This window comes from Pseudomonas tehranensis (assembly GCF_014268615.1).
GTDB lineage: Bacteria > Pseudomonadota > Gammaproteobacteria > Pseudomonadales > Pseudomonadaceae > Aquipseudomonas > Aquipseudomonas tehranensis.
The window spans coordinates 53,495-72,016 of sequence record NZ_JABWQV010000001.1 but is presented as its reverse complement, the minus strand read 5'-3'; the positions used below and the strand labels follow the sequence as shown (position 1 = coordinate 72,016).

The following is an 18,522-nucleotide window of genomic DNA, read 5'->3' as shown; positions in this document are numbered from 1 at the left end:
ATATCTATTTTCAATAAAACCCAAAAAATACATTGCATGCCATTGATTTAAATAAGCTTATAGTGATTATTTTGAACTTCTTCTGTGAGCGTTCATTTTTTAGTTATCTTTGTTAATCTTAATTTCGGCTTGGCATTGCGGGATGCGAGCAAGCCTGCGTGCGCCCGTCAGTACACTCACAAAAATAATAAAGAGGTTTGCCATGGACACCCCATCACGTCGCACGACGCTGACCATTGCCCTGTGTTTTATCGTCGCTTTGATTGAAGGCTTTGACCTGCAAGCTGCCGGCACTGCCGCCGCAGGGCTGCGTCAGACCTTCGCCCTGGACCCGAAAATGATGGGTTGGGTGTTCAGTGCCGGCATTATCGGTTTGCTGCCGGGCGCCTTCTTCGGTGGCTGGATTGCCGATCGCATCGGTCGCAAGAAAATCCTCATCGCAGCGGTGTTGCTGTTTGGCGTGTTTTCGCTCAGCACGGCCTATGTCGGCTCTTTTTCCAGCCTGCTGCTGGTGCGCTTCATGACTGGCCTGGGCCTGGGCGCCGCCCTGCCCAACCTGATCGCCCTGTGTGCCGAAGCCGTGGGCGAGCAACGGCGCGGTACGGCTATCAGCATCATGTATGCCGGCGTGCCATTGGGTGGGGCTCTGGCGGCGGTGGTCGCCATGCTGTTTCCCGAACACTGGCAGACGACCTTCATCATCGGCGGGCTCGCGCCGTTGCTGGTGGTGCCACTGATGATGGTATTGCTGCCCGAATCCAGCGCCTTTCGCCAGCAACAAGACACCGCCAACCCCATGCGCACGTCAACCGGTCAAGCCTTGTTCGGCGAAGGCCGGGCCAGCGTGACCCTGGCGTTGTGGTTGAGCTACTTCTTCACCCTCACCGTGATGTACATGTTGCTCAACTGGCTGCCCTCGCTGTTGCTGGAACAGGGCTTCAGTAAACCCCAGGCAGGCCTGGTGCAGATGCTCTTCAATATCGGCGGTGCCCTCGGTTCCTTGCTTGGCGGACTGTTGCTGGATCGCTGCAACGGCATCAAGGTGGTGCTGTTCGTGTACACCGGATTATTGGGGGCGCTGGGCGGGGTCGGCCTGTCTGTGGGCATCGTCCCCATGGCCATTGCCGGTTTTGCAGCCGGGTTGTTTGTGATGGCTGCGCAACTGGTGCTTTACGCCCTGGCTCCACCCTCCTATCCAACGTCGGTGCGCGCCACCGGCGTTGGCGCAGCGGTAGCGATCGGTCGTTTAGGCTCGGTGGCCGGGCCTTTGGCGGCCGGGCAGATTCTGGCGGCCGGAGCCGGCACCACCGGTGTCTTGCTGGCCACCTCGCCCGGTTTGGTGATTGCGGCATTGACCATCATCAGCGTCATTGTCCGCTCTGCCCCACCGAGCCTATCGATGGATAAGGCCAAAGCCTGATAGCAACGGGGTGCAACACCGATTAGTAAGAGCGTCCAAGTGTTCGCCTTTATATCGTTTTTCGTTAACGTAATTCGATTATTATCGCGCCACACTGCCACAGCCCTAGGTGTGACCATGGCCGATACCGCTGGAACTGACCGCAGCCCTTGGGCGGTCTTTCTGATCTTCTTACGATTGGGCTTGACCTCTTTCGGTGGCCCCATTGCCCACTTGGGCTATTTTCGCGAAGAGTTCGTGACGCGGCGACAGTGGCTAAGCGAACGCAGCTATGCGGATCTGGTTGCTCTGTGCCAGTTCCTGCCAGGGCCCGCCAGCAGCCAGGTCGGGATCGCGCTCGGGCTGTCCCGGTCTGGCTACGCCGGGGCGGCGGCCGCATGGGCAGGCTTCACGCTACCGTCAGCGATTGCCCTGATTCTGTTTGCGCTGGGCATCGCCCATTACGGAGATGCGCTGCCTTCCGGCGTGCTACACGGTCTGAAGGTGGTGGCCGTCGCCGTGGTGGCCCAAGCCGTGTGGGGAATGGCGCGCAATCTTTGCCCGGATGCACCGCGCATCACCCTCATGGCGGCGGCGGCCTGCTTCGTCCTTCTGATGCCGACGGCATGGGGACAGGTAGGGGTCATCGCCATCGCAGCGATCATCGGCCTCGTGCTATTCAAGCCTCAGCACGATTCAACCCATGATCCCCTGCCAATAACGGTCAGGCGTCGAGTTGGCCTACTCTGGTTGACGCTGTTCTTTGCCCTGCTGATGGGATTGCCGCTGCTGTCGGCCATGTTCCCGAATCAGACGCTGTCGATGGTGGACGCTTTCTACCGTGCCGGGGCACTGGTGTTCGGTGGCGGGCATGTCGTGTTGCCGCTGCTGCAAGCCGAGGTGGTGCCTACCGGGTGGGTCAGCAATGACGCCTTTTTGGCCGGCTATGGCGCGACGCAGGCTGTCCCTGGCCCCTTGTTTACCTTTTCGGCGTTTCTTGGTGCCTCGATGAACAATCCCCCCTCCGGCTGGTTGGGCGGCCTGATCTGCCTGCTGGCAATCTTCGCCCCCTCCTTTCTGCTGGTCGTCGGCGCATTACCCTTCTGGGAGCGCCTGCGCCGTAACGTGCGCACCCAAGCCGCACTGTTGGGCGTCAATGCGGCGGTGGTTGGCCTGTTACTGGCTGCCCTCTACAACCCTGTCTGGACCAGCGCAATTCACGCACCCCAGGATTTCGGACTCGCCCTGGTGGCACTGGTCGCCCTGATGTTCTGGAAGTTGCCGCCGTGGCTGGTGGTGATCGGAAGCGGCATCGCGGGTGGATTGTTGAGCGCGGTTCTATCCTGATCGCTGGCAAAAAACTCGAACTCACGCCATACCGCTGCATCCAATGTGTAGGCCAACAGAGGTGAGCGATATGAACAACAATGACGATGACGACCTGGAAAAAACTTCGCACAACCCGTCTACCGATACATCCGGCGTACAGGTTGAAAGCGATGTCGAGGACGGCCCCACTCCAGCTCAAACCGAGGAGGAGGCTGAGGAACTGAGACGAAAAATAGCCGAGATAGAACGCAAGGTGGCGGATGGTCACTAACCCAATGCACCAGCCCATCGAGGTCAGTTTTACGGTTTGCACCATTTCCCTTGAAGGGAGGTGACCAGGGCTGGGTCACCTCCAAAAAGCGATTCGTTGTTGGAACCTAGGCGGTTCCTATTTCAAGTACTGGCCAACATTCAACTCTGTTTTTTCCTGATCGCTTGGCCGCGTAAAGCGCTAAGTCAGCATTTTTCAGAAGAGCGTTTTGATCAGTGCCGCTCGTCTCTGTAGAGGCGACCCCGAAAGAAGCAGTGACAGTAAAAGTCTGGCCATGGTCTTTGAGACTCATCCCTTCAAGAGACGCCCGTATCGCTTCAGCCCGTGACGTAGCGCCCTCAGATGGACAATCTGGAAGAATGACTATCAGCTCTTCTCCGCCAAATCGACAAGCAATATCGGACGATCTCAATGATTGCAAAATCAGCGCGGAGACTGCGCGAAGAACAGCATCGCCTGCAGAATGACCGTAAGCGTCATTCAAATGCTTGAAGTTGTCGAGGTCCAGCATGACTACGCTGAGGCAAGAACCATTGCGCTCGGAACGTGATAATTCGCGCTTAAGCGTCTCATCCATGAAACGCCGGTTATACAGCTCAGTGAGCGGGTCCTTTATAGACTGTGTTTCCAGCACCTGGCGCATTCTGCCATTGGCCAAAGCCAGAGCCGTTTGTTCCGCCACTGCTTCGGCGATCTGCAGCCCCTCCTCGGACAGATCCCTCAGGCCTATTTGACGGATATGTAACAGCCCCAGAATCTCGCCGTAAGCCATCAATGGAAGACAACAATCGGTCACCTGGTCGGAGCCAGACGCCGATGGGTAATGGGGGCAGCAAAGATCGTGGTGATGCTCAGCCAAATGCCATCGTCCCCGCCTGATTGCCCAGCAATCCTTGGGGTTAAGTATCACATCAACGTCACCCTCCGCCGTCCGGCCCCAGGATGCAGCGTGCTGCAGAACATCAGCTGAGTTGCGATAGAGGAAGAACTCCCCTTCGCTGGCAGGTATCAATCGCTGACAGTATGTACTGGCGAGCTGGAGTATCTCCTTTTGAGATAACTCTGTTTGCACCAACCTCGCCATTTCAGCGAGAAGGCCGATCTCCCCGTTGCGACGCTTCAAACGCTCCAGGCTTTGGCTTAGCTGATCGCTGGCCAGGATCGCCGCTGTGGCGGACTCCGATTGTCGACGCACACTACTGCGCATGGATGTGTAGATAAAGCGACCTAACATCAGGGTAACGATAAAACTCACAATGGAAATCGCAACAGCCCAGCGAATATTGCCCAGAAGCTGATGCTCCAGCGCTGCGAGCTCCTCCGTCTCGTCAGCAATAAGTTTCGCGCTTATGGTACGGATAGCGTCCATTAGATCTATACCCCCACCAGCGGCTATTTCCGCCTCTGCCGCTGCATTTCCCTGAAGGCTCGTCAGTTTCACCACCCGATCCAGGTGTTCCATTTTCAGCTCAGCGTGCGCGATGAGGTCTTCGACGCGGGCAACCTCTTCGGTCAGATCCTCTTGATAAAACCGGCGCAAGCTCTTGAGGGCCGCAGGCAGTTGGGATACGGCGATATAGTAAGGCCGCAGGAAGACGTCTTTTCCCGTCAAAGCAAAGCCACGCTCACCGGTCTCAGCATCAACTAATAGACTCTGAACGTTGCGGATACTTTCAATTTGGGACTCGACAACGTTTCGCTCCAGCCGGGTCTCATTAGTCCAGAACAGCGTGAAGGGACCCACGGCCGCTGTGACGGACATGACGAGAGTCGCGGTGGTGGCGGCGAGAAGAAGACTGGTTTTACGGTGAGGCACTGACGATTTCGCTCTTGGATACCCAAACGATGTCGGCTTTATAGGTGAACGAAACCGCACAGCACTAACGAGCGGGCCGCCGCATCCTCTACGAACCTTGGCAGCCACAATACCCGCAACCGGTAGTGGTGGACAACGCTAGTTTCAGGGTGCGCCAACGCCCAGTGATTTGCTTGTTACCCCCCCGATCACGCCCGCATACACCGATCGATCGACATTGCCACCCGACAGAATCACCCCCACTGTTTCCCCCACCCTGGCTTCACGCTCCTGAATAAGCGCCGCCAAGGCCGCGGCGCCGGCCCCTTCGGCGAGGTTATGGGTGTCGGTGTAATAGACGCGCATGGCATGGGCAATTTCCGCCTCACTGACCGCTACGATCCGTGCGGCCCCCGCGGCATAGAGGGCGAACGCCTCGGGAATCGGTTTGCGCACGGCAAGGCCATCAGCAAAGGTATCTGCCGAGGCGGTTTCGCGTATTTCGCCGGCCTCAAACGACAACTTTGCAGCCATGGCTTCAGTGGACACCACGCCCACCACCCGGGTTTTCAGGCCCAGCGCATCGCGAGCGGCGATCACGCCACAAATGCCCGACCCACAGCCAATCGGCACATAGACCGTATCGAGCTGCGGCGCGGCGGTGAACAGTTCCAGTGCGTACGTGGCCACGCCTTTGACCAGTTCCAGGTGAAACGGTGGCACCAGGAACAGCCCATGCACTTGCGCCAAGCGGGCTGCCTCTTCACGGGCTTCATCAAAATCCCGGCCACACTCAATGACCTCACCGCCAAAGCCGCGCATGGCATTGTTCTTTTCCAGCGAGTTGCCCTGGGGCACGACTATCAACGCCTTCAAACCCAGCGCACTCGCCGCCAGCGCCAGGCTTTGGCCATGGTTGCCACGGGTGGCGGAGACGATGCCTTTTACTTCTGGATGTTCGCGCTTGAGCCAATGCATGAAGGTGATGCCGCCGCGTATCTTGAAAGCGCCGGTGGGGGTGTGGTTCTCGTGCTTGACCCACACCGTGCAGCCCAGCCGCTGGGCCAGCAAGGGCCAGGAATACTGGGCAGTGGCGGGCATCACTTGGTAAACATGGCGAGCAGCCTGTTCAATATCGTCACGAGTCAGTCGATGCATGAGGTTGTCTCCCTGAGTGGCTAGCCAGTCTAGACACCACAGCCTTGGGTCGGCTTTCAAAAAACCGACCTGACTTTTGCGCCCTGTCTTGACTACTATGACGCTCATGAGCCATTCAAATAGCCGACCACCCGCGCCCTTGTCTGAACCGGTCCGCCGTGTCGAGACCGGGTCCTGGGTGATCGAATTACTGCCCAGCGCTGCTTACTCGACCCGCTATGTGGCAACCCAGGCGTCGATTGGTTTTGCCTTCGACAGCCAGCGCGGCGTGCACGCCCTCGGCAGCGATCGAGTGCTTCCCTTCGAGGCGATGCCCAACGGCCTGGCATTCGTCCCGGCCGGGTGCGACGTGTTCTCCGAATCACGCAAAGGCGGCGAATACCTGCGGGTGATGCGTACCGACGGCGCCCTTTTGACCGGGGATCGGGCATTCAACAATCGTATCGACCAGCGGGCCATTCATCTGGCTCTGCGAATGCGCGGCGCGCTGTTACGTGCCGGTGTGGAAGACGACTGGGAAACCTGGGCATTGGCGCTGGCGCAACGGGCGACGGGTGACGCGGCGTTGTCGACACCCTGCCAAGGCGCTATCACCCCCCGGCGCATGCGCCAGCTGGATGAGTTTATCGAGGCGAGTCTTGACGAGCCGCTAGGCGTATCGGCGATGGCCGGTTTGCTGGGGTTGTCCGAGGGATATTTCATGCGCGCCTTCAAGCTCGCCACGGGTAAAAGCCCACACAGTTACCTGATCGACCGGCGCCTGGCCAAGGCCCGCGCACTGATGCGTGATTCCACTGCCAAGCTGTCGGAAATCGCCCTCGCCTGCGGGTTCAATTCCCAGGCGCACATGGCAACCACGTTCAAGCAACGGCTTGGGGTGAGTCCGGTGCAGTTGCGCTGAGTTCAAGACTTCTGACGGCGATAAAAAAGTGCCAACCCAGCGGCACCGGCCATTGGTCGGTGCGTCGGCACGAACGATCACCAAAGGGCAATATCGTAGGTCAGGTAAAGCCGGTTACTGTCCCGGCCCCTCGAGAATTCAGAGCGGTAGACGTAATTGCGCAGCTTCACGCCCACCCCTTTGAAAGTGCCCTGCTGCACCACATAAGCCAGCTCAGCATCGCGCTCCCACTCTTTTATTGTGGTGTTGGACTCTCCATCGTCGCCGCTAAGATAACGAGTGGAGAACGTCAGGCCGGGGACGCCCAGGGCGGCGAAGTTGTACCCGTAGTTGAGCATCCATGTCTTCTCGTCTTCCTCTATGAACTTACCTATGCCGGCGTTGCTGAAAGAATAAACGGACGCGCCGCTGATGTAGGGCAGCCCGGCGTCGCCCTTGAGTGTTTGATAGCCGCCGCCTACGGTATGGCCTGCGACAGCGTAAGACAGTTGGCCGCTGAGCATATGGTTGTCGATTTTACCGCCATAGGCAGAACCGCTATCAACACTGCGGAAGTAGCGCAGATCACTGGTCAGCACGCCTGAGCCGAGCGGCAGATCATGCTGGATACCCGCGAAGTTCTGCCGATAGAAGTTCTCCAGTTCGCCATGGAAGTAGCTGAGGCGAATCGTCTTGCCCAACTTGTAATCGGCACCGAGGTAACTGAAGTCCCCTGACTTATCGCCACTGTAGCCGTCTGGCACGATGGGCATACTGTCGCTCGAATCTCGCAACTTGAAACGATCAAGATAGCCGCCCGTCAGGCTAAGGTTGTCAATGTCGGTGCTCGTGAACTGGCCGCCCTGGTAGGTCTGAGGCAGCAATCGGGCATCGTTGTAAATGAGCACCGGCGTTTTAGGAAGCAACGTACCGTATTTGACAGTGGTCTTGGCAAATCGGGCCTTGGCGGTCATGCCGAAGCTCGCAAATTCATCGGCGGCACGGCCATCATCATGCAAAGGCAGCAAGCCGGTGCCGCTACGACCGCGGCCAGAGTCGAGCTTGACCCCCAGCAGGCCCAAAGCATCAATACCCAGGCCGAGGCTGCCAGATGTGAATCCCGACTGATAATCAAGCAAAAAGCCTTGGCCCCATTCGGTTCGCTCGCTCTTGGCGGTGTTGGCCGCTCGCGCACTCATGCCATGTTCATCGCGGAAATTTTCATTGATGTAAACATTGCGCAATTGCAGCTTGAGTTTGCTGTCGTCGATAAAACCTTGCGCATTGGCATTGGCCAGCGGCAACAACGCCAGGAGAGTCAATAAAGCTCCACAGGTATAAACAGAGGTCATTTAAAACTACTCATTGTTGTTATTTGGGATGCAGCTAACCGTCCGCCCCACTGACGTGGGGCGTCAGGTCGTTAAAGAAGTGTGGGTGATCAGGAGAACAGGCTTATTGCCCCCGTCAGCAATGCCAACGCAGTCACGACCAGGGAAGTGAGCACCGCCCATTTGACGGTGGCTTTCTGGAAGTCGCCCAGATCACGGTCCACCATGCCGACCAGCAGCAGGGTCGAGGCCACCAGCGGACTCATCAGGTGTACCGGTTGGCCGAGAATGGAGGCCCGTGCAATCTCGACCGGATCAATGCCATAGGCCGCTGCAGCGTTGGCCAGGATCGGCACGACACCGAAGTAGTAGGCATCGTTGGACAATACGAACGTCAGCGGCATGCTGGTAATCGCAACCACCAGCGGGAACAGATGGCCCCAGGATGGCGGAATCCAGTCGACAAGGGTTTGCGCCAGCGCATCGACCATTTTTGTCCCGGAGAAGATCCCGGCGAAGATCCCCGCGGCGAACACCAGCAGAACCACGGTCATGGCGTTGCCCGAATGAGCGAGGATTCGTTCTTTCTGCACATCCAGTTGCGGATAGTTGATCATCAACGCCAGGACAAAACCGATCAGGAACAAGATCGCCGAGTGCATAAGCCCCATCACCAGCGCAACCATCACTGCGGTCACCAGCAGCAGGTTGACGTAGGCCAGTTTCGGACGCTTGTGCGGCGTGTCTTCAATAATCGCCTTGATGTAGCAATTGCCCCCACCGCTTTGCAGATGGACGTTGCCGATGCGCTTGCGTTCGGCACGCCCCAGCAGGAACGCCGTGAACACCACCCACATCGCACCGCCGATCATGGTCGGCAGCAAAGGTACGAAATACTCACCGGCATCCAGGCCCAGCGCTGCGATCGCACGGGTCGCTGGGCCGCCCCAGGGCGTCATGCCACTCATGATGCTCAACGAGAGCATGGAAATGGTCGCCAGGATCATCGGGTTCATGCCGATACGTTTGTACAGCGGCAACATCGCTGCACAGGTGATCATGTACGTGGTCGTGCCGTCACCGTCCAACGCCACCAACAGTGACAGCAGCGCCGTGCCGATTGCGATTTTCATCGGGTCACCGTTGACCCGCTTGAGGATCTTGCGGATCAGCGGGTCGAACAGACCGGCGTCGATCATCAGGCCGAAAAACAGAATGGCGAACAACAGCAACGCCGCCGACGGCGCGACCATCTTCAGGCCGTCCAGCATCATCTTGCCGGTGGTACCGCCAAAACCGCCGATCACGGCGAAGACGATTGGCACCACCGTCAAGGCGACGATCGGTGACAAGCGTTTGGTCATTATCAGGAAGGTGAAGACCACCACCATGGCCAAGCCAAGTAAAGCGAGCATATGTCAGATCTCTTGTTGTTATTGAGTCGCTGATGCAATGACGAGGTCTGCCTGGGCTATCCTGCCAGGCGCTGGGAAACCGTGGCGTAGACGTAACCTGAGAAAAGCCGGCGGGCGGTGCGCACCACCGAGGCACGAATGGTCTCACCCTTTTCGCCGGTATAGGACAGCACGACATCGATCCCGCCGCTGGGGTGTTCGATGCGAACCTGCTGCAGACGCGGCTCGCTGATGCCGCCGAGCAACTGCGCCACGACGCTGCCTTGCGTCACGCAAGCGGTGGCCAGACCGATGGAGCCAGTGATGGCCAGGGCGCGGTGACAGTTGTGCGGCATGAAGTAGCGCACCTGGACCGTCCCGCCCGACTTGGCAGGCGACACCAGCACCGGCTTGGGGATGACCTTGTCACTGACATCACCCAGGCCCATGGCCAGGCCGGCTTTGAGTCGCAGGGACTCCAGGCGCTGCAGGAACGCCTTATCGGCGTCCAGTTCGGCGGGGCTTTCATCGCCGCGCTTGCCAAGCTGACGGGCCTCGACGATCAGCATCGGCATCGCCATGTCGATACAGGTCACGGGGATGCCATCGATCAGGTCCAGAGATTGCCCCGTCGGGAAGAGCTTGCCGGTCTTGCTACCCGCCGCATCCAGAAAGGTCAGTTGCACCGGAGCGGCCGTGCCAGGCACGCCGTCGATGGCGGTGTCCCCTTCATAGCTGACCTTGCCCCCAGGGGTTTGCACCTCTGAATTTACGAAGGTCCCGGTATTGAGGTTGCGAATACGCACGCGGGTCAGATCGCCGCCAGCCTTGACCAGCCCCTGCTCGATGGCAAACGGACCGACGGCGCACAGCATGTTGCCGCAGTTGGGTGCGGTATCGACCCGGCGCTGGGAAACCATGACCTGGACGAACAGATAGTCGACATCCGCGTCCGGGTGCAACGAGGGGCTGACGATTGCCACTTTGCTGGTCTGCGGGCTGCCGCCACCGATGCCGTCGATTTCCAGCTCATGGCCGGACCCCATCAGGTTGAGCAGCAGCTCATCACGTTCGGCGATGGCACTGGGCAGATCCCAGGCAAGAAAGACGGGTCCTTTGGAAGTACCACCGCGCATCAGCACACAAGGAATTCGCTGCATGAACACTAACTCTTGTTGATCAATCTGGATAATTGATGTTCTGGAAACAAGAGTGGCAAAGTTTTAAAAGTGTTTCCAATGCAAAGATCAGAGCAATTATTGCGTTTCACGAATGAATTAATTTACGATGATTTCCCAGGCATTGCTCTTGCCCCAGTGAGGAAGAACATGGAATACGAGCTTCAGGACATACGATCTTTCGTTAAAATCGCTGAACTAGGCAGTTTCCACGAAGCCGCCGATGCGCTGCATCTCTCTCAACCGGCCCTGAGCCGGCGCATGAAAAAACTGGAGGAAGGCCTGGGGACCGCCTTGCTCGATCGCACCACCCGAAAGGTCAGCCTGACCAGCGTCGGGCGCGATTTCCTGCCCAAGGCGCGGCGCCTGCTGGATGATTTCGACGACTCGATTCTCAACATTCGCGAACTGGCGGAGCGCCAGATCGGTCGGGTGACGTTGGCCTGCATCCCCACTGCGGCCTTCTATTTCCTGCCTTCAGTGATCCGCCTTTATAACGAGCGCTACCCCAAAATCCGCATCCGCCTGCTCGACCTCAGCGCCAACGAAGGGCTCGAGGCGGTACTGCGTGGCGAAGCCGATTTCGGTATCAATATGATGAGTGGCCAGCACCCGGACATCGAGTTCGTGCCATTGGTCAACGAACCTTTCGTTTTAGCCTGTCGACGCGACCATGAACTGGCCGGGCGCAGCTCGGTAAGCTGGTCTGAGCTCAGCGATTATCGACTGATCGGTGTCGGTCGTCTGAGCGGCAATCGAATGCTGCTGGACCACGCCTTGTCGGGCTTGAGCTGGCGTCCGCAGTGGTTCTACGAAGTGCAGCACTTGTCTACATCCTTGGGGTTGGTCGAGGCCGGCCTCGGGGTGTCGGCCATGCCCAGCTTGGCAATGCCGGCCGAGGATCACCCGACATTGGTCAGCGTGCCGTTGATTGATCCGGTGGTAAACCGATCGCTGGGCCTGGTCTATCGAAGGGGCGCATCGCTCTCCCCCGCAGCGGAAAAATTTGTCTCGATATTGCTCGAGCAATGGGAACACTGATTTTTCGGGGTCCATGATCAGGACTGGATGAGAAACGGGCCGATCTCAGTCAACCTCCGTGCTCATTGCAAGCGCTTGATATTGCTCCAGCTCAGCCAGCCGTTGGACCAGGGCATTGCGAACACGCTCGTAAGCCCCGCTGCCTAGCAGTAGACGCCTGGGTGCGGGATCGACATCGACAATCTCGAGCATGATCCTGGCCACTTTCTGCGGGTCTCCGGTAAGCGGGAAAGTACCCTCGGCGATTGCTTTACGCACTTCACCGGCAGGCGTTTGCTCGTACTCAGCCATCGCGGGCGGACGAACCAGCGCGGCGCCGAAATTAGTTCGTGTCGGGCCCGGCTCTACCAGGGTGAACTCGATCCCAAAAGGCGCAACCTCCAGAGCGACCGACTCAACGAATCCCTCAATGGCCCATTTGCTTGCGTGGTAAAGGCTGAAGTTCGGGTAAGCGAGCTGCCCGCCCTCCGAGGACACTTGAAGAATTCGACCGCCCCCCTGTTTGCGCAGAAACGGTAGGCAGGCACGGATGAGTTGAATAGAACCGAGCAGATTCGTTTGCAACTGCTGGTCGATCTGTTCATCGCTGACCTCCTCCGCCGCACCAAACAACGCGTAGCCCGCACTGCTCACCACCACGTCAATACGTCCTAGCTCGGTGAAGGCCTGATGAACCACAGCGCGGATCGCCGCTGTGTCATTTACATCGAGCATCGCTGTCCACAGTTGCTCGCCGTAGCGTGTCTTCAAGTGACTCAAGGCCTGAGGCTTACGCAAAGTGGCCGCCACACGGTCCCCCCGCGCCAGCAATTGTTCGACCACCGCCAGACCGATGCCGGAGGAACTTCCAGTCACTAACCAGGTTTTGCTCATGTGCTTGATCTCCGAATGAAGGGTGAGTTGCCATCGATGTGAGACCAAACTACGTCAGCCGGACTGCTGCTACTATGGGGCAGAATTCGGATGAGCTAATGAAATATAGCCATGAATCAATTGCCCCTTTCGCTTGCCGATTTACGGGCACTGACCCGCATCGTTGCTCATCGCAGCTTTCGTAAAGCGGCCGATGAGTTGGGCCTGTCAGCCTCTACCCTGAGTCATATGATGAAAACGCTGGAGGCCGGTCTTGGGGTGCGTTTGCTGCACCGCACCACGCGCAGCGTTTCACCGACGGCAGCGGGAGAGCGTCTGCTAAGACGACTGGCGCCTGTGTTGCGCGAATTCGAGCTGGCGATTGAGGAAGTCAATGAATACCGGGATCTTCCCAGCGGCACTTTACGGATCAATGCCAGCGAACAGGCCGCGCGCGTTTTGATGAAAGCTGCCCTGCCGATATTCCTGGAACGTTTCCCCCAGATGTCGGTTGACCTCGTGACCGAGGGCCGTCTGATCGATATCGTGGCCGAGGGCTTCGACGCCGGTATCCGTTTAGGTGAAGCGATCCCCCAAGACATGATCGCCGTGCCGATAGGAACCGATACGCGATTTATTACTGTGGCGTCACCCCAGTACCTGAAGACTCATCCTGCCCCTCTTACGCCGGATGATCTGCCAGGACATCAATGCATCTGCATCCGGATGCCCAGTGGTAAACCTTATAGATGGGAATTCTCCAAGAACGGCCAATCCTTGGTCATCGAGCCCAAAGGGCAGCTAACCCTCGATAATGCCGAAATCATGGTCGACGCCGCCATTTCCGGGCTCGGCATTGCTTACATTCCAGAGCATACGGTATCGCAACCTTTGGCAGACGCTCGTCTGGTCGAGGTCCTGGCGGATTGGTGCCCCAGGATTCCTGGGCTTTTTCTGTATTATCCGGGGCACCGCTATATCCCCTCAGGCTTGCAGGCCTTCATCGAGGTCTTGCGCGAGTCTCATTGATTGTCCGCGACTGTGCATTCGAACATAACGGCATGCGCCCTTGCGAGGTGAACGCGCGACGGCCTCAAGGCCGACGCGTCGGTTGCGATCCGGCCCTTGTTTGAGCTGACTCAAGCCTTCTGCTCTTGCTGCAAGCGCTTGAGCAGCGCGTTGGCGGCGGCTTCGGAAGAAGCCGGGTTCTGGCCGGTGATCAGATGGCCATCCTCGACCACGTAACTCGCCCAGTCTGCCGCCTTTGAATACTCGCCACCTCTGGCTTTGAGCATGTCCTCCACCAGAAATGGCACCACCTGGGTCAATCCCACGGCCTCTTCTTCAGAGTTGGTGAACCCGGTCACTTTCTTGCCCTTGACCACTGGATGGCCATCCGGCGCGTTGACGTTCTTGAGCACCCCTGGCGCGTGACAGACGGCCGCGATGGGTTTATTCGCGGCGTAAAAGGCTTCGAGAAGGGTCTTGGAATCAGTGTCCTCGGCCAGATCCCACAGCGGCCCATGGCCTCCGGGGTAGAACACCGCATCGAAGTCGTAGGGGTCAATTTCGCCCAGCGGCACCGTGTCGGCCAACGCTGCCTGGGCCCGGGTATCGGCGCTGAAGCGGCGAGTGGCATCCGTCTGGGCCTGTTCCTCGTCGCTCTTGGGGTCCAGCGGCGGTTGCCCTCCCTTTGGTGAGGCGAGCGTAACCGTCACGTTGGCGTCGACAAACACGTAATAGGGCGCGGCGAATTCTTCCAGCCAAAACCCCGTTTTCTTGCCGGTGTCACCCAACTGATCGTGGGACGTCAGGACCATTAGAATGTTCATGTAAACCTATCCTCCAAGACGGAATGAGCGGCGTATGTTCGCCCTGCATTACGTCAGAGGCCGCGTGGTAGTAGACGTTCAAGTGGGTGAAGCGAATCCTTATGAAACGGTCGTTAATCCCAGCGTTACTCGCCCCAATCAGCCCCGCTGCCGAGGAGTTCGGGGCCCGTTATTGAGTTGCCGAACCGGTTCACCGCTGCTAGAAATGAAAGACCTTGGTCTTGTCTCTGCCAGCGCCACAATCCAGGACAGCCTCGCGGGCATCATCCGTTGACCCCATTCATACCTCACAGGGAGCTTCACCGTGTTTCCGATGGATATCTGGTTCACCTACACCGCAGCCTGCGTGCTGCTGGTCTTGTCACCCGGTCCTGACAATCTGCTGGCCATAGGACGGGGGCTGAGCCAGGGTCGCCTGGCCGCCATCGTGTCCGGCCTGTCGTCTGGGCTGGGCATTTTGTTTCACGTCACCACCGCTTCGCTCGGGCTGACGCTGTTGATCCAGACCTCGACGGTTGCCTTCTGGGTCGTCAAATTGGTAGGGGCGGCCTATCTGGTCTGGCTCGGGATCAAGGTGCTGCGCTCCAGAAGCCTGATAACCTTCGCGCCCGCCGCACGACAGCCACTGCGAAGCATTTTGCTTACCGGCTTTCTTTCGGCGGCGTTAAATCCCAAACCCGGGTTGTTCGTCCTGGCGTTCATCCCTCAATTCATCAACCCCGCGCTCGGCTCGGTCACCGTACAGATGTTGGTCTACGGGTTCTGGTTCGCCCTGCTGACGGCCGTGGGGTTCTCGTTGATGGGGATCTTCGCCACGCGCCTGTCGCAATACATCTGTCAACGCCCACGCCTTACCAACGGACTGAACCTCGGGGCGGGATTGACCTTCATCGTGTCAGGACTGTCCATCGCCGCCCTCAGGCAGAAGTAGCAGCCTCAGGTTTGATCGGCGCAATAAAAATCGAGCCGCGTCCAGTGATCGCGGCTTTTCTTCAAACATTCAGAGGCAATTGAAGGGAGAACGAACGGCAGGTCCCTATGCACCTAGCCACCGACCAACGAAGTCGCCAGCAATGCCTGCAGCCCCATCGGCTTGGCAAAATAATAACCTTGGGCCTGCCCTGCCCCCATCTCCCGCAGCAAGAGCAGCGTCTCTTCATCTTCGACACCTTCGGCCACCACGCTGAGGTCCAGTGATTCGGCCATACGCACGATCGCCCGGACGATCGCCCGGCTACGAGGGCTGCTGGTCAGCTCGAAAATGAACGACTTGTCGATCTTCAAACCGCTGAAACGGTATTGATGCACATAGCTCAGGGAGGAAAATCCTGCGCCAAAGTCATCGAGCACCACCGACATGCCGTTGTCGGCCAATTGCTGCATGGTCAGTCGGGCAATGGCGGGCTCGGCCACCAGCGCACCTTCGGTCAACTCCAGGCAGATCCGCGAGGGCGCGACGTTGTAGCGGGCCAACAGTGCCAGCACATCATCGGCAAAGTCCGGACGCGTCATGCTGTAGCTGGAGCAATTGACATGCACCGGGGGCCAATTGGCGTGTTGCGGTTGTGCGAGGATCGCTACGATGCTGGTGAGCATGTACAGATCCAGTCGACCGATCAGACGCAACCCCTCGACATCGGGCAGAAACTCGCCCGGCGCGATGATCCGGCCGCCCGGTTGATGCCAGCGGATCAGCGCTTCAAGGGCCACCAGCTCACCGCTTTCTACGCTGACAATCGGCTGAAAATATGGCAACAGTTCGTCGGTACGCTTGAGCGCATTGCGCAGGGCCGCTTCGCGCTCGACCTGGTCCGAGACCTCGCGACGCACTTCCTGGTTGAACACTGCGTAACTGTCGCGCCCGGCACTCTTGACCCGGTACATCGCCGCATCGGCATCGCGCAGCAAGTCAGCGGGTTCGTGGTGGAACTGACTGTCGGCGCTGACAATACCGATGCTGCAGGACGAAAAAACTTCGTGGTCATTGATGAAAAACGGCAGGTCGAACACCGACAGAATCCGCTCGGCGATTTCGATCACCGCCGCCAGTGTCGCCTCGGGCGCCAGCACTGCAAACTCATCGCCCCCCAGGCGGGCCAGCATGTCGGTGTCTCGCAGGCAACTGCGCAAGCGGTGGGCGGCCTGCATCAACAGCAAATCGCCAAAATGGTGGCCGAAGCTGTCGTTGACCATCTTGAAACGGTCGAGGTCGATGAACATCACCGACAATTGCCCGCCGTCGCTCTCGAACCGCGCCCAGGCCAGATTGAGGCGCTGCTGCAGGTAGGTGCGATTCGGCAGCCCAGTCAGCGCATCGTGGGCGTTTTCGTGTTGCAGCTTGGCGTTGGCGTGATCGAGCTCACGGGTGCGGTCCTGTACCCTGGCTTCGAGCCTGAGGTTAGCGGCATGGATCGCCTCTGCGGCGGTACGGCGCGACAATGCCGTATCAATGTGCCGTGACACGAACGTCAGCAGTTCTTGGTCGCGCAGGGTGTAGCGCACTTGGGCGGTATAGCTTTGCACCGCCAGCACACCCCGTACCACATCGCCATCGAACAACGGAATGCCCAGCCAGGAATGGAATCGGACCGACTCGTAGGCCACTTCGAGTTCACCTTGCGCAGACAACCGATCCGCGTCAAAAGGGTCAATCAGGCAAGGACGGCGCTGGCGGATAACGTACTCCGTCAGCCCCCGGCACCCACGTCGTGCCGCCGGCAGAGTGGTTCTGCGCTCATCGACATAATACGGAAAGGTCACTTCATCGATCGCGTCGTCGAACAGCGCGATGTAGAAGTTCTGCGCGGACAGCAAATCACCGACAATGCCATGCAAGGTTTGGAACAGCTCCGCCATGTCCCCAGGCTGGCTCGACAGTTCTGCAATCTGGAACAGCGCGCTCTGCAGGTGCTCGGCGCGCTCGCGGTCCGCCACTTCCTGTCTCAACGCGGCGTTGACTGCCGACAGCTCCAGCGTGCGACGCATCACCGTCTCTTCCATGCCCTCACGGTGCAGAATCCGGTCCAGCGCCATGGCCACGTGCCGGGCCACCACCAGAAACAGCGCGCGGTCTTCGGCGCTGTAGGTGCGTGCAACGTCGTAGACCTGCATGGCAAGCATGCCAAACACTTCATCGGAGGCATTTTTCAGCGGAGCCCCCATCCAGAATTCGGGACGATCACCCACGCAATAGAAACGGCCCTCAGCCTGAGCGGCGCAAATACCCGCGGCGTCGATCAGCAACGGCTGACCCGAGGTCAACACCTGGCCGGTCAACGACAGATGCGAAGGATCAAGGTATTCGTAGTGTTGGGCCTCCACGGCATCGACATCGATGATGTCGACGTAATACGGGTAGTCGATCTTTCCGCTGTGGGGGTCATACAGCGCGAGATAAAAGTTCTCGGCATCGATCAGGCTGGCGAGCAACCGGTGAACCCCCACCAGGAACACGGAGCGGTCGCGGGTGGAACTGGCCAGGTAGGTAATTTCATACAGCACACGCTGAGTAATCTGGGCGCGGGCCAGGGTATTGGTCTGTATCTGGATACCCAAACGCAGGGCAAACTCGGCGAAGGCTGGCTCTTGGGCAGCGCTGACTGGCGCCAGTAGCCAACCCAGCACATTTTCGCCCCGACCGGTCGGCCAGCGGCACAATCGTTGGGTCCGGCAAAAGCGCTCGAACTCTTCGTTCGCAACGCTGGCCGGCCACTGCGCTCGAGGGTCGCCCTGCCCCACCCGATGCAGTTGTTCACCGGCGCGATAAACCACCCACTGGGTGGTGTGGGCCCAGGTGCGCGCTGATTCCAGCAATTGTTCGATCGCGTCTTCGTTGCCAACGTATGCCATGCCGGCCGCATCCGGGTTTTCTTGCGGGTGAGTTGCCACACCGCAATGATTCGATTGCTGCGGGGGATCGCTCAATGGGCGAAAACTCATCAGCGCTCCCTGCGCCGCAATGGCGAGATTGAATAACTGATTGCCGGGCAATATGCCAGTGAGCCTTCGGTGTATAGCGTCCGGAGGGTTTTTTCAATCGTTTTATTCACTTGAGTGCTATCA

15 protein-coding genes are annotated in these 18,522 nt (G+C 58.7%); 7 read left to right on the top strand and 8 right to left on the bottom strand.

Annotated features, from left to right (window positions below; all coding sequences use genetic code 11):
* Positions 1-202: 202 nt before the first annotated feature.
* From mhpT to HU811_RS00310, 3 genes are all read left to right on the top strand, one after another.
* Positions 203-1,420: a 3-(3-hydroxy-phenyl)propionate transporter MhpT gene (gene mhpT / locus HU811_RS00320; protein WP_186653090.1), complete on the top strand. Its 1,218-nt coding sequence runs from the start codon at positions 203-205 to the stop codon at positions 1,418-1,420.
* 117 nt (positions 1,421-1,537) lie between these two features.
* Positions 1,538-2,746: a chromate efflux transporter gene (gene chrA, locus HU811_RS00315; RefSeq protein ID WP_186653087.1), complete on the top strand. Its 1,209-nt coding sequence runs from the start codon at positions 1,538-1,540 to the stop codon at positions 2,744-2,746.
* Positions 2,747-2,816: 70 nt separating this feature from the next.
* The gene (locus HU811_RS00310) at positions 2,817-2,999 is read left to right on the top strand and encodes a hypothetical protein (RefSeq protein ID WP_092454721.1); all 183 of its coding nucleotides are present in this window, start codon (positions 2,817-2,819) and stop codon (positions 2,997-2,999) included.
* A 106-nt stretch (positions 3,000-3,105) separates the two neighbouring features.
* Here HU811_RS00310 and HU811_RS00305 read toward each other — a convergent pair whose 3' ends face one another.
* A complete protein-coding gene (locus HU811_RS00305; protein WP_186653084.1) occupies positions 3,106-4,815 on the bottom strand; it encodes a sensor domain-containing diguanylate cyclase in 1,710 nt (569 codons plus the stop codon).
* 144 nt (positions 4,816-4,959) lie between these two features.
* Complete coding sequence (locus tag HU811_RS00300; protein ID WP_186653083.1) at positions 4,960-5,952, bottom strand: threonine dehydratase; 993 nt, start codon at positions 5,950-5,952, stop codon at positions 4,960-4,962.
* A 97-nt stretch (positions 5,953-6,049) separates the two neighbouring features.
* On the opposite strand from HU811_RS00300, the gene HU811_RS00295 reads away from it, so the two are divergent.
* Complete coding sequence (locus tag HU811_RS00295; RefSeq protein WP_186653366.1) at positions 6,050-6,853, top strand: helix-turn-helix transcriptional regulator; 804 nt, start codon at positions 6,050-6,052, stop codon at positions 6,851-6,853.
* Between the two features lie 77 nt (positions 6,854-6,930).
* Here the strand turns inward: HU811_RS00295 and HU811_RS00290 are convergent, their stop codons facing one another.
* The 3 genes from HU811_RS00290 to HU811_RS00280 all read right to left on the bottom strand — a co-directional run bounded on the left by HU811_RS00290 (position 6,931) and on the right by HU811_RS00280 (position 10,717).
* Positions 6,931-8,184: an OprD family porin gene (locus tag HU811_RS00290; protein ID WP_186653082.1), complete on the bottom strand. Its 1,254-nt coding sequence runs from the start codon at positions 8,182-8,184 to the stop codon at positions 6,931-6,933.
* Positions 8,185-8,273: 89 nt separating this feature from the next.
* Positions 8,274-9,578 carry a CitMHS family transporter gene (locus tag HU811_RS00285; protein ID WP_186653081.1) on the bottom strand — a complete coding sequence of 435 codons (1,305 nt, stop codon included), beginning with the start codon at positions 9,576-9,578 and terminating at the stop codon, positions 8,274-8,276.
* 56 nt (positions 9,579-9,634) lie between these two features.
* Entirely contained in the window at positions 9,635-10,717 is a 1,083-nt protein-coding gene (locus HU811_RS00280) for a 4-oxalomesaconate tautomerase (protein WP_092454731.1), read from the bottom strand.
* A gap of 168 nt (positions 10,718-10,885) precedes the next feature.
* Here HU811_RS00280 and HU811_RS00275 point away from each other — a divergent pair, with 168 nt between their 5' ends.
* Entirely contained in the window at positions 10,886-11,776 is an 891-nt protein-coding gene (locus HU811_RS00275) for a LysR family transcriptional regulator (protein WP_092396467.1), read from the top strand.
* A gap of 45 nt (positions 11,777-11,821) precedes the next feature.
* Here HU811_RS00275 and HU811_RS00270 read toward each other — a convergent pair whose 3' ends face one another.
* Entirely contained in the window at positions 11,822-12,649 is an 828-nt protein-coding gene (locus tag HU811_RS00270) for an SDR family oxidoreductase (protein ID WP_186653080.1), read from the bottom strand.
* A gap of 111 nt (positions 12,650-12,760) precedes the next feature.
* Here HU811_RS00270 and HU811_RS00265 point away from each other — a divergent pair, with 111 nt between their 5' ends.
* Positions 12,761-13,657, top strand: a complete 897-nt coding sequence (locus tag HU811_RS00265) for a LysR family transcriptional regulator (RefSeq protein ID WP_186653079.1) — start codon at positions 12,761-12,763, stop codon at positions 13,655-13,657.
* A gap of 110 nt (positions 13,658-13,767) precedes the next feature.
* Here HU811_RS00265 and HU811_RS00260 read toward each other — a convergent pair whose 3' ends face one another.
* A complete protein-coding gene (locus HU811_RS00260) occupies positions 13,768-14,460 on the bottom strand; it encodes a type 1 glutamine amidotransferase domain-containing protein (RefSeq protein WP_186653078.1) in 693 nt (230 codons plus the stop codon).
* Between the two features lie 304 nt (positions 14,461-14,764).
* On the opposite strand from HU811_RS00260, the gene HU811_RS00255 reads away from it, so the two are divergent.
* Positions 14,765-15,391, top strand: coding sequence for a LysE family translocator (locus HU811_RS00255; protein ID WP_047225545.1), 627 nt, complete (start codon positions 14,765-14,767; stop codon positions 15,389-15,391).
* Between the two features lie 113 nt (positions 15,392-15,504).
* Here HU811_RS00255 and HU811_RS00250 read toward each other — a convergent pair whose 3' ends face one another.
* Complete coding sequence (locus HU811_RS00250; RefSeq protein ID WP_186653077.1) at positions 15,505-18,399, bottom strand: sensor domain-containing phosphodiesterase; 2,895 nt, start codon at positions 18,397-18,399, stop codon at positions 15,505-15,507.
* Positions 18,400-18,522: the final 123 nt, after the last annotated feature.

Excerpts from the sequence above, each read along its gene's own strand:
- HU811_RS00275 (WP_092396467.1), top strand. The coding sequence starts at position 10,886 with ATGGAATACGAGCTTCAGGACATACGATCTTTCGTTAAAATCGCTGAA.
- HU811_RS00295 (WP_186653366.1), top strand. The coding sequence starts at position 6,050 with ATGACGCTCATGAGCCATTCAAATAGCCGACCACCCGCGCCCTTGTCT.
- HU811_RS00265 (WP_186653079.1), top strand. The coding sequence starts at position 12,761 with ATGAATCAATTGCCCCTTTCGCTTGCCGATTTACGGGCACTGACCCGC.
- HU811_RS00300 (WP_186653083.1), bottom strand. The coding sequence starts at position 5,952 with ATGCATCGACTGACTCGTGACGATATTGAACAGGCTGCTCGCCATGTT.
- HU811_RS00285 (WP_186653081.1), bottom strand. The coding sequence starts at position 9,578 with ATGCTCGCTTTACTTGGCTTGGCCATGGTGGTGGTCTTCACCTTCCTG.
- HU811_RS00280 (WP_092454731.1), bottom strand. The coding sequence starts at position 10,717 with ATGCAGCGAATTCCTTGTGTGCTGATGCGCGGTGGTACTTCCAAAGGA.
- HU811_RS00310 (WP_092454721.1), top strand. The coding sequence starts at position 2,817 with ATGAACAACAATGACGATGACGACCTGGAAAAAACTTCGCACAACCCG.
- chrA (WP_186653087.1), top strand. The coding sequence starts at position 1,538 with ATGGCCGATACCGCTGGAACTGACCGCAGCCCTTGGGCGGTCTTTCTG.
- HU811_RS00260 (WP_186653078.1), bottom strand. The coding sequence starts at position 14,460 with ATGAACATTCTAATGGTCCTGACGTCCCACGATCAGTTGGGTGACACC.
- HU811_RS00250 (WP_186653077.1), bottom strand. The coding sequence starts at position 18,399 with ATGAGTTTTCGCCCATTGAGCGATCCCCCGCAGCAATCGAATCATTGC.
- HU811_RS00290 (WP_186653082.1), bottom strand. The coding sequence starts at position 8,184 with ATGACCTCTGTTTATACCTGTGGAGCTTTATTGACTCTCCTGGCGTTG.
- HU811_RS00270 (WP_186653080.1), bottom strand. The coding sequence starts at position 12,649 with ATGAGCAAAACCTGGTTAGTGACTGGAAGTTCCTCCGGCATCGGTCTG.
- mhpT (WP_186653090.1), top strand. The coding sequence starts at position 203 with ATGGACACCCCATCACGTCGCACGACGCTGACCATTGCCCTGTGTTTT.